Source organism: Leptotrichia shahii, assembly GCF_008327825.1.
GTDB classification, from domain to species: Bacteria; Fusobacteriota; Fusobacteriia; order Fusobacteriales; family Leptotrichiaceae; genus Leptotrichia; species Leptotrichia shahii.
Genome location: NZ_AP019827.1, coordinates 2000210 through 2014472, shown reverse-complemented (window position 1 = coordinate 2014472; position 14263 = coordinate 2000210). Strand labels below are relative to the sequence as shown.

15 protein-coding genes are annotated in these 14263 nt (G+C 29.3%); 12 read left to right on the top strand and 3 right to left on the bottom strand.

Features of this window, described 5'->3' with window-relative positions; genetic code table 11:
- Positions 1–167: 167 nt before the first annotated feature.
- Positions 168–662 (bottom strand): KdsC family phosphatase, encoded by a 495-nt coding sequence (locus F1564_RS09380; protein ID WP_018451060.1) that lies wholly within the window; start codon positions 660–662, stop codon positions 168–170.
- Positions 663–1436: 774 nt separating this feature from the next.
- Between F1564_RS09380 and pckA the strand changes: the two genes are divergently transcribed.
- From pckA to spoVG, 10 genes are all read left to right on the top strand, one after another.
- On the top strand, positions 1437–3032 hold the full coding sequence (gene pckA / locus F1564_RS09375) for a phosphoenolpyruvate carboxykinase (ATP) (RefSeq protein ID WP_018451059.1): 1596 nt from the start codon (positions 1437–1439) through the stop codon (positions 3030–3032).
- Between the two features lie 45 nt (positions 3033–3077).
- Positions 3078–4496 (top strand): oxaloacetate decarboxylase subunit alpha, encoded by a 1419-nt coding sequence (locus F1564_RS09370; RefSeq protein WP_018451058.1) that lies wholly within the window; start codon positions 3078–3080, stop codon positions 4494–4496.
- A gap of 145 nt (positions 4497–4641) precedes the next feature.
- Positions 4642–4908 (top strand): hypothetical protein, encoded by a 267-nt coding sequence (locus F1564_RS09365; RefSeq protein WP_018451057.1) that lies wholly within the window; start codon positions 4642–4644, stop codon positions 4906–4908.
- Positions 4909–5102: 194 nt separating this feature from the next.
- A complete protein-coding gene (locus F1564_RS09360; RefSeq protein ID WP_018451056.1) occupies positions 5103–5465 on the top strand; it encodes an OadG family protein in 363 nt (120 codons plus the stop codon).
- Between the two features lie 30 nt (positions 5466–5495).
- Complete coding sequence (locus F1564_RS09355) at positions 5496–5870, top strand: acetyl-CoA carboxylase biotin carboxyl carrier protein subunit (protein WP_018451055.1); 375 nt, start codon at positions 5496–5498, stop codon at positions 5868–5870.
- Between the two features lie 53 nt (positions 5871–5923).
- Positions 5924–7042, top strand: a complete 1119-nt coding sequence (locus F1564_RS09350) for a sodium ion-translocating decarboxylase subunit beta (protein ID WP_018451054.1) — start codon at positions 5924–5926, stop codon at positions 7040–7042.
- 235 nt (positions 7043–7277) lie between these two features.
- Positions 7278–8021: a biotin--[acetyl-CoA-carboxylase] ligase gene (locus F1564_RS09345; protein WP_018451053.1), complete on the top strand. Its 744-nt coding sequence runs from the start codon at positions 7278–7280 to the stop codon at positions 8019–8021.
- A gap of 231 nt (positions 8022–8252) precedes the next feature.
- On the top strand, positions 8253–9245 hold the full coding sequence (locus tag F1564_RS09340; RefSeq protein ID WP_018451051.1) for a phosphate/phosphite/phosphonate ABC transporter substrate-binding protein: 993 nt from the start codon (positions 8253–8255) through the stop codon (positions 9243–9245).
- Between the two features lie 25 nt (positions 9246–9270).
- Entirely contained in the window at positions 9271–9516 is a 246-nt protein-coding gene (locus tag F1564_RS09335; RefSeq protein ID WP_018451050.1) for an RNA-binding S4 domain-containing protein, read from the top strand.
- Between the two features lie 128 nt (positions 9517–9644).
- Positions 9645–9929 carry a septation regulator SpoVG gene (spoVG, locus tag F1564_RS09330; protein ID WP_018451049.1) on the top strand — a complete coding sequence of 95 codons (285 nt, stop codon included), beginning with the start codon at positions 9645–9647 and terminating at the stop codon, positions 9927–9929.
- 94 nt (positions 9930–10023) lie between these two features.
- Here spoVG and F1564_RS09325 read toward each other — a convergent pair whose 3' ends face one another.
- Entirely contained in the window at positions 10024–10707 is a 684-nt protein-coding gene (locus F1564_RS09325; RefSeq protein WP_018451048.1) for a YwaF family protein, read from the bottom strand.
- 74 nt (positions 10708–10781) lie between these two features.
- Positions 10782–12083 (bottom strand): alpha/beta hydrolase-fold protein, encoded by a 1302-nt coding sequence (locus F1564_RS09320; RefSeq protein ID WP_018451047.1) that lies wholly within the window; start codon positions 12081–12083, stop codon positions 10782–10784.
- Positions 12084–12702: 619 nt separating this feature from the next.
- On the opposite strand from F1564_RS09320, the gene radC reads away from it, so the two are divergent.
- Positions 12703–13437 (top strand): RadC family protein, encoded by a 735-nt coding sequence (gene radC, locus F1564_RS09315; protein ID WP_018451046.1) that lies wholly within the window; start codon positions 12703–12705, stop codon positions 13435–13437.
- Positions 13434–13940 (top strand): PSP1 family protein, encoded by a 507-nt coding sequence (ricT, locus tag F1564_RS09310; RefSeq protein WP_018451045.1) that lies wholly within the window; start codon positions 13434–13436, stop codon positions 13938–13940. The genes radC and ricT overlap by 4 nt, the downstream gene beginning before the upstream one ends.
- The last annotated feature ends 323 nt before the right edge of the window (positions 13941–14263 follow it).

Below are 14263 nucleotides of genomic sequence, written 5' to 3'. Positions count from 1 at the left end.
AGAAAGTTTTGCGTAAGCTGGGTTATAAGGGCGTGGCATTTGACGCCCTTACGTTAAAAAAATTAATTAAGAAAAAATAATTACTCATAAAAATAATCTATAAATATAAATTATAAAAAAATCTCAAATATGAATATTTAAGGTTTTATTTAATAAAAAAATGTAATCTATTTTATGATTGTTAAAAATTTTTGAAATAAATTTTCTTTTTTTAAGATAGCTTCTATAAATTCACGTACTGCTCCTTCGCCACCATTTTTTATAGAGATAAAATCAGCGATTGATTTTATTTCATTTGCTCCATCTAGCGGAGTTCCAGAAAATCCAACTCTCTTTATAATTGCCATGTCATTTAAATCATCGCCCATATAGGCTATTTCGTTTTCTTTTAGTCCTGTCTGATTTATAATCTCATCAAGCATTAGAGTTTTTTCAGAGATTCCTTGAAAAAGGTATTTTATTTTTAGTTTTTCAGCACGTCTTTTTAGCAATTCTGATTTCCCGCCTGTAATAATTCCAAATTCAATACCTAATTTTTGCGCATTTACGATGGCATAGCCATCTTTTACATTAAATTTTTTTAATTCTTCACCACTATTTCCGAGATAAATTCCACCATCGGTAAGTGTCCCATCTACATCCAGCAAAATTAATTTTATCATTTTCTCTCCATTTATGTTTATAGCTTGCTAGTATTATACCACAATATATGGTTGTTATTCAAATTTATTTTATAAAAAATCAGGACAAAAACATTTATGAAGAATTATTTAGCGAAGTTTCTGATAATTCTCGAATAGATTGATGTTTGAAGAACTGTAGGTATTTTTAATTCACATTACAGTATATCTTTATAAAAAATTTAATTTTTCATAGAGTATTCTTTTAATTAGAATTTTAAAAAAAATATTGACTTTTAGAAAAAATGTGGGATAATATTAATGTAGGGAAAAGATAATGTTGAATATGATTTTAAGCAATTATATAGTGTAAAATAATATGGAATTATGTATTGGAAGTTACCATAATTAGGTTTCTAAAGTACATTTTAAAAAAATTATTGACTATAAAATTGTAATTTTTTCGTATATATTTGCATAAAATGTAAACTGTTTTTAGAATTCAATATATAAAGGTTTTATTTATTTTTGATAAAAATATTATTATAAATTTAACATAACTCAAACAAATCCAAAATCTGAGATATTTAAAAATTATTTTTTAAAATTAAAAATTTTTTGCGTTTCCCTACATAAAAAGTAGGGAATTTTTTGTTTTACTGATTTAAATTTCTAAATTTTATGATAGATGATTGTAAAAGTAATGGATGGAAAATTTAAGGAATATTGGTACTTTTTAAAATAAAAAGTATTGATTTGTTGAGTATATTTATTTTTACAAATGATTATGAATTTTGTAAATACGGAGGGAGTATTATGAAAAAAGTGACAAAAGATTTGGAAAAATTAGGAATAGTAAATGTAGCTCAAATTTATAGAAATTTGACACCTGCGGAACTTGTTGAACATGCGTTAAAAAGAGGGGAAGGAACATTGTCAAGCAGTGGAGCTTTAGTTGTGACGACAGGAAAATATACAGGACGTTCGCCTAAGGATAAGTATATTGTTGATACCGCAGGAATTCATGAAAAAATTGCTTGGGGAAATGTAAATAAGCCTATTGAAAAGGAAAAATTTGATTCTATTTATAATAAATTAATTGCATATTTGCAAAATCGGGAAATATACATATTTGATGGAATGGCGGGAGCAGATCCAGCTTGCCGAAAAAAATTTAGAATAATAAATGAACGTGCCAGTCAAAATTTGTTTATTCATCAGCTTTTAATCCGTCCAACAGAGGAAGAATTAAAGGATTATGGACATGCTGACTTTACAATAATTGCAGCTCCAGGATTTAAATGCAATGCAAAAATTGATGGAATAAATTCGTCAGCTGCGATAATTATTAATTATGAAGCAAAAGTTGGAATTATTTGCGGAACAGAATATTCGGGAGAAATAAAGAAAAGCGTATTTTCGATAATGAACTTTGTAATGCCTGAAATGGATGTATTACCTATGCACTGTTCTGCCAATATGGATCCAAATACTGGACAAACTGCTATATTTTTTGGGCTTTCAGGAACTGGAAAAACTACACTTTCGACAGATCCTAACCGTAAATTGATTGGAGATGATGAACACGGATGGTCTGATCACAGTATTTTCAACTTTGAAGGAGGATGTTATGCAAAATGTATAAATCTTGATCCAGAACATGAGCCTGATATTTATAATGCGATAAAATTTGGAAGTCTTGTGGAAAATGTTGTAATGAATCCGAGTACACGTGAATTTGACTTTTATGACAAGAGCTTGACTGAAAATACAAGAGTCGGGTATCCAATTAGTCATATAAAAAATGCACAAATTCCCGGAATTGGAGGAATCCCAAATGTTGTAATATTTTTGACTGCAGATGCATTTGGTGTTTTGCCGCCTGTTTCAAGACTTTCGAGAGATGCAGCAATTTATCATTTTGTAACAGGATTTACTTCTAAGCTGGCTGGAACTGAACGTGGAATAACTGAGCCACAGCCTACATTCTCAACTTGCTTTGGAGAACCGTTTATGCCGCTTGATCCGTCAGTTTATGCAGAAATGCTAGGTAAAAAGATAGATCTTCACAGAACAAAAGTATTTTTAATAAATACAGGATGGTCTGGCGGACCTTACGGTGTTGGAAATCGTATGAACTTAATATATACAAGGGCGATGGTAACGGCAGCGTTAAATGGTGATTTGGATGAAGTGGAATACAGACACGATGATATTTTCAACTTGGAAATTCCGCAATATTGTCCAAATGTTCCAAGTGAATTGTTAAATCCAATAGACACGTGGGCAAATAAGGAAGCCTATGAAGCAGCGGCTAAAAAACTTGCCAAAATGTTTAGAAAAAATTTTTCTGAAAAATATCCAAATATGCCGGAACATATTGTAAATGCTGGACCATCTTATTTTGAATAGATTAACTTTTTATTTTATGATAACTTTAAAATAGGGAGGTTTTTTATGGGAAAGGTAAAAATAACAGAAACATCGCTAAGAGATGGACATCAGTCACTTATGGCAACAAGAATGACAACTGCTGAAATGCTTCCAATAATAGAAACTATGGATAAAGTCGGATATTATGCAATGGAAGTCTGGGGCGGTGCAACTTATGATGCGGAAATTAGATTTTTACATGAAGATCCGTGGGAAAGACTGCGGGAAATTAGGAAAAGGGTTAAAAATACTAAGCTGCAAATGCTTTTAAGAGGGCAAAATTTGCTTGGTTATCGGCATTATGCAGATGATATTGTGGATAAATTTGTTGAGCTTTCAATAAAAAATGGAATTGACATTATTAGGACATTTGATGCTTTGAATGATACGAGAAATATAAGACAGGCATCTGAAAGTACTAAAAAATATGGGGGACATAGTCAGCTTGCTATTTGCTATACAATTAGCCCAGTCCATACGATTGAATATTATAAAAAACTAGCTTTGGAAATGGAAAGTATGGGGGCAGATTCCATTGCTATAAAGGATATGTCTGGAATTTTGCTACCAGGTGTGGCTTATGAGCTTGTGGGCGAGCTGAAAAGTATTTTGAAAGTTCCGCTTGAACTGCATACCCATGCAACGGCGGGACTTGCTGGAATGAGTGTATTAAAGGCAATCGAGGCTGGAGTAGATATTGTAGATACGGCAATTTCTCCTTTTGGAGGTGGAACTTCACAACCGCCTACAGAATCACTTGTTAGAGCTTTGCAAAATTCAAAATACGATACAGAGCTGAATTTGGAACTCCTAAAGAAAATTGCAGAATATTTTAAGCCGATAAGAAAAAAATATATTGATAATGGAACATTAAATCCAAAGGCTCTCATGATAGAACCGAGTATTGTGGAATATCAGCTGCCAGGAGGAATGCTTTCAAATCTTCTGTCACAATTAAAGGCACAGGGAGCGGAAGATAAATATGAGGATGTGCTTCGTGAAATTCCAAAAGTGAGAAAAGATTTGGGTTATCCGCCACTAGTAACTCCAATGAGCCAAATGGTCGGGACACAGTCGGTATTTAATGTTTTGACAGAGCAAAGATACAAGATGATTCCAAAGGAAATTAAAGATTATGTAAAGGGAATGTATGGAAAATCACCTGTAAAAATTTCTAATGAAATCAAGTCGATTATAATTGGAAATGATGAAGTATTTACTGGAAGACCAGCTGATTTGCTGCAAAATGAATATGATACGATAAAAAATGAAATTGGAAATTTAGCAAAGTCTGATGAAGATGTGCTAACTTATGCATGTTTTCCACAAATTTCCAAAAATTATTTGAAGGAAAAGTATGAAATGAAAGATTTGAAGAAAACAGAGAAACAAAAAAAATCAAAAGATGAAATAAGTATTCAAAATATTGAAGTGATTTTTTAAAAAATTAGGATGTGGTAAATTGATGATTTTTTTAGCTGTGGTGTAAAACTTCTTTAAAATCGGGATTTAAAATTAGGCTTTTAGTAAGACGGGTTTTATTATCTTGATTCTAAAGTAGATTTAGCAACTTAAGGAGAGGTGTAAAATGAATTTAGATATAGATTATTTCAAAAAAAAATTAAAGGAAATAACAGAATGGTATGAAAATACTGCTTGGAATAAAAAAACATTGCTTAAAAAAATATCAGAACTTGATACAGAAATAAACAAGACTCGTGATGAGGAAAACCTTATAGATTGGGATAAATTAACTCATGTAGAAGAAAAAATTGTAAGTGATATGGTTCATCTTAGAAATAAAATGAAACTTTCACATAGAGAAAAATTTGACAGTTACTATAAAATAAAATAATAAAAAATATACCTGAGCCTATTAAAATCGAACTTGTGAAAATTAAGCAAACTAACTTTTGAATAAAATAGTTGTAATTTTCAGTTCGGTTTTATACAATTTTACTATAAATAATTTTGAATAAATGTTTGAATTTAGTAATTGAAATTATTTTTGTGTGATTGTTTATAAAAAATGAAAGGAATAATTAAAATATGAAAAGCATTTTATTTGGAAATTCAGCTGTAACATTTGCAGATGCAATTTATATTTCAGTTGTAAGTATGTTAATCGTTTTTTTTATATTATTTTTAATTTCATTTATGTTATCATTTTTTAAATATTTTTCAAACTTTGAAGGGGAAAATGAAGATAATAAAAAAACAAATGATAACAAAATTTTGGAGAAGTCAGAAAAATTAAGTAGTGAAAAGGAATTAGATAAAAGAGAAAAATTTAGTATGGAAAAAATAAAAGATGAGACTATGATGGCAGCAATGATGGCGGCTCTGATTGAAGCGGCTGGGGATAATAAAAATAGCCGTATAAAAATAAGGAGTATTAGGGAAATAGAATAAAATCTAAAAATATAAAGGGGCATGACAAATATGATTAAACTGTATAAAATCAGAATTGGAGAAAAAGTTTATGAAGTGGAAGTGGAAGAAATTACAGAAAAAAATGGGGCAATTGAAACTTCAGCTGATTCAAACAATAAACAAAAAATAGATAAAAATGAAAATCGTTCTTTACAAGGGGGAACTGGAAGAAGTCAAGTAGTAAAAGCTCCTATGCAAGGACTTGTTGTGGATATTAAAGTAAAAATTGGAGAAAAAGTAAAAGCTGGAGATGAAATCGTTATTTTAGAAGCAATGAAAATGGAAAATCCAATTGTAGCACCTTGCGATGGAGTTATAGATGTGATTAAAGTGACAAAAGGGGATAAAGTAAATACCGATGATATTTTAGCTGTATTATCCTAAATTGCTTTAAATCCAAATATTACTAAAAACCTAAGGAAAGGAATGGTTTTCAAATGGAACTACTAAAGATTCTTTACGGGACAACAGGAATATCTATGATAACTGGAAGGCAGTTAATCATGATAATAATTTCCCTAATTTTACTATACTTAGCAATAAAAAAACAATATGAACCTTATTTGCTGCTCCCAATTTCCTTTGGAATGTTACTTGCAAACTTACCTGCTGTGGCAAATGAAGGACTTATGGAAAAAGGCGGACTTCTTTACTATTTGTATCAAGGAGTAAAATTGGGAATTTATCCGCCATTAATATTCTTGGCGATAGGGGCAAGTACTGATTTTGGACCGCTTATTGCAAATCCGAAAAGCCTTTTACTGGGAGCGGCTGCACAGCTTGGAATTTTTGTGGCATTTCTTGGAGCGATTTCACTGGGATTGACAGGAAAAGAAGCGGCTTCAATTGGAATTATTGGAGGAGCTGACGGACCAACTGCTATTTACTTGACGACAAAGCTGGCACCACATTTACTGGGCTCAATTGCCATTGCAGCTTATTCCTATATGGCTCTTGTACCTGTAATTCAGCCGCCAATTATAAAATTATTAACAACTAAAAAGGAAAGAATGGTTGAAATGAAGCAGCTTAGATATGTAAGCCAGAGGGAAAAAATAATTTTTCCAATTGCAGTAACAATCGTAGTTATTCTTCTAGTTCCATCATCAGCTCCGTTAATTGGAATGTTAATGCTTGGAAATCTTATAAAGGAAGTTGGCATAGTTTCAAATTTAGTTGAACATGTAAGAGGGGCTATGTTATACTGTATTACAATTGTGCTTGGAATGACAGTTGGAGCGACTGCTGATGGAGAACGTTTTTTAAGTCTTGTAACAATAAAAATTATTATTCTTGGATTAATTGCATTTTCTTTTGGAACAGTGGGAGGAGTACTGTTTGGAAAAATAATGTATAAATTTACAAAAGGAAAAGTAAATCCAATGATTGGAGCAGCGGGAGTTTCTGCAGTGCCGATGGCGGCAAGAGTTGTTCAAAAAATAGGACAATCTGAAAATCCCAAAAACTTTTTGCTAATGCATGCAATGGGACCAAATATAGCTGGTGTAATTGGATCGGCTGTAGCAGCGGGAACTCTTTTAATAATATTTAGATAAATTACGGCTCTCATTAATTTTGAAGTATTGCATTTAATGGGAGTGTTTTTTTAATTCATAATATAGGCAATTGTAGAAGTAATAAATATTGAATAACAGCAGTATCTATAACTACAAAGAGCTAAGATTCCTTGTCAGGAGTTGAGAAATAGGGGAAATAAAATTACATAAATGCTATATTTATTTTGATTTTTAGATTTTTAAAAATAACTAAATTCATAATAAAGGAGAAAAAATGAAAAAAAATATAAATCTATATAAATTTAATGAATTGGATTCAACAAATGATTATTTGGAAAGAAATCATAAAAATTATGAGGAATTTGATGTTATTTGTGCTAAAAATCAGACTCATGGGAGGGCACGTAGGCGGAATGACTGGATTTCTATGGAAGGAATGGCTATTTTTAGCTTTTTTTTGAAGGAAAGGGAAAACTGGAAAATTGAGGATTATTTGAAATTGCCTTTAATTGCTGGACTTGCGACAATAAGGGGATTAAAGGGAATTGAAAATTTAGAATATAAATTTAAGTGGACAAATGATATTTATTTGGAAAATAAGAAATTGTGCGGGATTTTGATGGAAAAAATAGATGATGTCTATATTGTTGGAATTGGGATAAATGTCAACAATATATTGCCTGGAACTTTAAAAAATAAAGCTATTTCATTGACACAAGCAACAAATAAAAAATATGAAATTGATGAAATTGTAAAAAATATTGTTTTTGAATTTCAAATATTGTGTGAAAATTTGGAAAATGGATTGTGGGAAGATATTTTAACTGAAATAAATGAAATAAATTATTTGAAAAATAAGGAAATAGAATTAAAATTTGGAAATGAAGCTGTTTCAGGAGTTGTACGAGATATCAATGAAAATGGAGAAATTGAAGTATTAGTAAAACAAGATGAAAATGGGAAAATTGTGATTAGAAGTTTTTCGATTGGAGAGGTTTTTGAAAAAATTATTTTTTAAATTTTTATACGATTTTTCATTTAAACAGAGGACTGGTTATAAAATTATTTGCAAGGGGGTCAAGGCTCCATATTAGCAAATAATATAAAATACAACTTCTATTTTTAAACGAAGTTTAGTATTATATATTTGGTAAATTGTTTTTTTATTTTAAAAATTTTTAGAATTGACTATGAAAATAACAAATGTTATAATATAAAAAATTTTAGATTATTTTATGATGGAGGTATTATGAAAAAAAATATTTTGAGAAGTTTGTTACTGGTAATAGTTTTTTTATTTGCAATTAGTTGCGGGAAAAAGAATGATACAATTAAAATTGTGTTTTTGCCAAATGAAACTAATGATTCGTTGAAGAAATCAAGGGAAGAATTTGCACGGATTGTGCAGGAAGCGACTGGTAAAAAGGTTGAGATTGTTACGACAACTGATTATAATATTACGGTGGAAAATATTGTTTCTGGGCAATCACAAATTGCATATATTGGAGCAGAAGCATATTTGAATGCTAGAAAGCGTACAAAGGATATTGAAGCTGTGCTGACAAATTCAGGAGAAAGTGGAACGTTAAAAGATGCCCTTTATTACAGCTTTATCGCAGTAAGAGGAGAAGATGCCGATAAATACCGTTCTGGAGATGGGTTTGACCTGAAAAAGATTAAAGGCAAATCAATAGGATTTGTTACAAATAGTTCTACATCTGGATTTAAAGTGCCTGGAGAGGTAATTGTAAAGGAATTTGGACTAAAAAATACAGACGAATTATTGGGAAATAAGGTGTTTTCAAAAGTTATGTTTGGAAATTCACATCCTGGAACTCAAGTTATGTTATTTAAAGGGGATGTTGATGTTGCGACATTTGCTATTCCAAAATCATTTACAATATATGAATTAGTTGCTGGAAAAGACTTTAATTCAGGGGCTACATATAAAGTTAAAAAAGGAGCAGTTGCACCATTTGGAGAATTTGCAGGGAAAAGTTTTACAGTTATAAAATCAATTCCTGTTTATAATGGACCAATTGTATTTAATACAAGAACTTTATCAAAGGAAGATCAAGAAAAGATAAAAAAGGCTCTAATGGCTAAGTCAACAACTGATAATCCACATATTTTCAGTAATAAAAAGAGTAAAGTAAGAGGATTGTTCCTAAAGGAAAATGACAATGTTGGATTTGTAGAAACAAATACAGCATGGTATGAAGGGATGAAAAATATAAAATAATGGAAATTTAGGAGTAAAATAAAAAATGCGTTTAGATAAATTTTTAAAGGTAACAAGAATTATAAAAAGAAGAACTGTAGCAAAGGAGCTTGCAGATAATGGAAATATCGTTATAAACGGAGATCCTAAAAAATCTTCTTATGATGTGAAAAAAGGCGATATTTTTGAAATAAAGTATTTTAATAAAAATATAAAGGTAAAAGTGCTAGATTTACCGCCTGAAAGTTTAAAAAAAGAATTTATTGATGAATATATAGAAATAATTGGATAATTTGTTTTTAAAGTTATCTTAAATAAATTGAGTAAATGTGATATCTTTATCATTTTTTCTCTTGTTTTTTACAATAAATAAGGTATAATTGTAATGAAAAATAAAACTATAAAACAAGGAGAAGATTTATGAAAGTAACTGATATTCGTATTAGAATTGGAAAACAGACAGAAAATATCGAGAGATTGAAGGCTTATGCTGATATCACATTTGATGAGAGTTTTGTCATTCACGGATTAAAAATAATTGAAGGGCAAAATGGACTTTTTGTGGCAATGCCATCGAGAAGAATGCCAAATGGAGAATTCAAAGATATAGTTCATCCAATAAAGCCTGAACTTCGTTCTGAAATAACAAAAGTTGTTTTAGAAAAATTTGAACAGGAAAAGGCAGCTCATACTGAAGCTGAATAATATTTTTACTAAAAAAGTACACCTAATTACTAAAATCATATATACAGAATAATACTAATATCAGTGGTGTACTTTTTCTTTCTTCTTAATTTTTTCACTTCTTAATTTTTTTATTACTTTCTTTCATAATTGGAAGATACAGTAAAAATTGTAAAAAAATCATTGTCAATATTAAAACAATATCATATATCCAAATTGGTTTTATAAAACTTACTTGTGAAATGATATGACTTTTTAAAAACATTGCATTTATTCCTTTGAAAATATGATTGTAGATAAATGCATATAAAAATATGGCAAGTAATGTAATTACTGACTGAATAAGTCCTTTTTTTGAAGGTTTTTCATGCAAATAAGTATATCCAAAAAAAGCTGTAAATACTATAAGTGCGTGCATTATCATAAAAATATATACGTAATAATTGTCATGATAATAGATTATTCCAGGTAAAATTAATGCTAAAACTGGGCCGAAAGTTAAATAATAGACTACATTATATAAAAATTTTGTTCTGAAAATCAAATATAATCCTGCAAAAATTGCTGCAAAGTTGCAAAGATGTATTGGCGTAACGTTGGTTATAGGCTCATTTTGATACATTAACCTGTAAATTGAGTCGATTATTTTAAATATTAGTAAAAAATAACCTAAAAATGTTGAATATTTTTTTATATCTATATTTTTAAAAATTTTTGGAATGTAAAATAAAAATATACAAATTAAAGTTGATACTACAAAAGTTTCTATGTGAATAGGACTAAAATAACTAAAAGTCAAAATTTCTCCTTTCTTGTTTCTTTTTTATTTTTTTTCTTTTCTTATTATTTTTACTTAAAATTTCTTAGTGCTTTTCATTGTTTTGCTTGTAAAAACATCCAATCTTTTATTCCAGGTATGTTATAGGCTACTTTCCAAGTTCCAGAGTGTTCTGAACCTGGATTGGCATCTTTTGGCAAATATGGATTTGTGCCTTTTTCAAGTGTTGTGTATTTTATATTTGACTTTTGGGCAATAACCTTTCGTGCACCTTCTAGAAATTGTGCATCTGTATAATCAGCTCTCCAAGTGTCTTTGGCTACTGCTGCCCCTCTTTTTATAAGTTCACTTGTAATTGCATTCATTCCTGGATAGGCTTTTACATCGCCAGTTGAAACTGTTATCCATAAATTGTTTTTCGCCATAGTAGATACTTCTTTTGGATCCCATTGGCAAGCTACTAAATATGAAGCGGCAAATAATTCTGGATATTTATAGTTCATGACAATAGCCATCATTCCCCCCATTGATTGCCCTGTTGCATATAATTTTTTTTCATCAATGCTGTATTTTAAAAGTAAGTAATCTCTTATCAAATTTACAGTTGCATCCAAATCACTTGTAATATCTCCATTGTCGTCTACTACTTGTCTTGAATATTGAGGAGCTAGTACAAATGCCTCGTGTCTTGCTTGTTCTTCAGGAGTTGCAAATGAAATTGCACCATTTCCCTGAAGTAAAGTAGTTTTTGTGTCTTCACTTAAAACTCCCATATCGTGCATAAACAGCACAAGCGGATATTTTTTATTTTTGTCATAATTTTTTGGAATATAAAGATTATACTTCACACTTGTTCCAGTTTTTGGATCCTTGTATACAAATTGCTTAAAGTTTTCCACAATTAGATTTCTGATTTTATTATTTTCAAGTATTGCAATACTTTTTTCTAATTTTTTACCATTTGTAAACAAAATATCTTCCTTTTGAGTTATTTTGGAAGTTGCCTTTTTCATTTGAAATCCTACTTCATCATTTCCTTCTAGGCGAAGAGAAGCTCCATTATCTTTTGGATTTAATTCGATAATGACATATCTTCCATCTTTTACAATGTCAGTCCTTTCTGGTCGATCATTTGAATAAATTTTTTCAACAGTTCTATCCGATACTGTAAAAGTATTTTTGGTTAATTGCGAATTTACTACCTTTTCATTAAATTCTAAAATAATATGTGTAATTTGTTGTCCTGTTCCAAAAACTTCTGTTACTGATGTTACATTTCTTATTCCTCTAGGATACTTTATTTTTTCAGTTTTTAATGTGATAGTTGATTCTGCTGAAATAATACCAGTTGATAATAACATACTGAAAATTGTTAAAAATAATAATATTTTTTTCATAAATAATTCCTCCTTTGCTATTTTTTATTAGATGTACTTAATGACCTCTTTTATTGCATTATTTTAAAGAAAAGCCTTTGATAAATTTTACCATAATTTTTCTATATTTCAAAATTTTTTGCCTTTAATGATAAAGTAAAAATTTTAGGGACATAATTTTTATTCATATAGATTTTTAAATAAAGTATTTACTGTCAGAGTATTTTTATATTGAGCATAAGGAATTTTTTGACAGTATACTCGAATCTATTCAAAATTAAGCTATTAAAAATCATATAAATTTAGAGTTTTAGTAAGATAGTCATGGCTTTTGCGTTTTTAAATCAGTTTTATTATACACAAAAATTTTATAGACTAGAGATTCCCTGTTAAAAAAATATTATTTTAGTAATATGAGAAACTCATATTTTCTCATTAAACAATAGAGTTGTTATAAATTTCTTTTAGTAAGAGATCAAACGATAAATAAAATATAATTTTTAATTTGCTCCTAAATAATTTACTCCGTCATACATCCAATTTAGTTTGTCATTTTTTTAGTTTTATGGTAAACTATTTGAGTAAAAGCAAGATGTTTTAAAAAACTTGGCTTGTATTATTGATATTTTCTGGGGGGAAAATGAAGAGGGATAATAGAGATAAAAATAATGAAAAAACAGATTTTGAACAAATGCTAGATGAAGAAAAAGAAAAAGGACATCGAGAAAAACTAAGGCAGCGTTTTTTGTCAACAGGGGCAAAAGGTTTCACAGATTGCGAAATTTTGGAACTGTTGCTTACTTATACGGTTACTAGGAAAAATTGCAGAGGAATTGCAAAGGAACTTTTGGAGAAATATCGGGATTTGTATACGATTTTAAAGCAGTCGGAAGAAGAACTGAAAAAAAATAAATACATAACTGAAAGGGCAGTTGTATTTTTTAAACTTTTATTTGAAATAATAGAAGGTGAATTGTATAAAAAAGTATGTAATGAGCGAATTGTACTTTCAAGTAATCTTAAACTGCTGAATTATCTTGAATTTTCTCTTTTAAATAGGGATATTGAAGTATTCAAAGTATTGTTTTTAAATACGCAAAATGAATTGTTGCGAGAAGAGGAACTTTTTTTTGGAACAATTGATAGAAGTACGGTTTATATTAGGGAATTGGTAAAAAAAATTTTAGAGTATAATGCAAAAGGAGTAATTTTAGTGCATAATCATCCATCAGGTTCATTAAAACCGTCAGAATCTGATATTTTACTGACAAGAAAGGTAAAGGAAGTTTTTGAGAATATAGAAATACGGTTACTGGATCATTTGATAATAAGTGAAAAGGGGTATTTCAGTTTTTTAGAAGGTGGGATTTTATGAAGATAATAAATATAAAGTTTAGGAAAACAAAAAAAGTTTATCCGTTTATAATAAGCGATTCAGAAGATTATAAAAAGGGAGATTATGTTCTTGTAGATACAATTCGTGGAGAACAAATAGGCATAGTTCTCGGAATCGCATTAAATAGAGGAAATAATGATCAAGATGATTTAAAAATTAGGGAAGTAAAACGAAAATTGTCAGAAGGAGAAATAGAAAAATTAGCAGTTTTAGATAAAAAAGCAGATGAAGCATATTTTAAATGTAAAAAAATTGTAAAAAGACTGCTTCCTGAAATGAATCTTGTTATTGGAGAATATACATTTGATGAAGGTAAGTTAATATTTTATTTTACAGCTAATAGCAGGCTTGATTTTAGGGAATTGGTAAAGGAAGTAAATAAGACATTTAAAAAAAGAGTAGAATTTTATCAAATTAAGACAAATGATGAAGGAAGAATTTTATCGGCTTTTGGGAAGTATGGACGGGAAATTTACTGGTAAAATTAGTATTTAAACTTAAATATGAAAAAGACTAAAAGTGTTTATCTAAAATAAATTATTAAAAATTAAGTAATAACTAATGTTTATAGCAGCAAGGGGGTCAAGACCCCTTGTCAAAAAGTAATGCAAAAATATAAGAAATTAAAATCAATAAATATTCTAAGGAAATTGGCAGTATTAATATTTAAGATCTGCCATTTAGAAAGAAATCCAGTAGAAGGATAAAAGATATGTCATATTGTTAGATGCAAGGAAATATTGAGATATAGGGTTTTATTAAAAAAATAGAGAAGTATAGGGAAATAGTTTAAAATACTGATGTG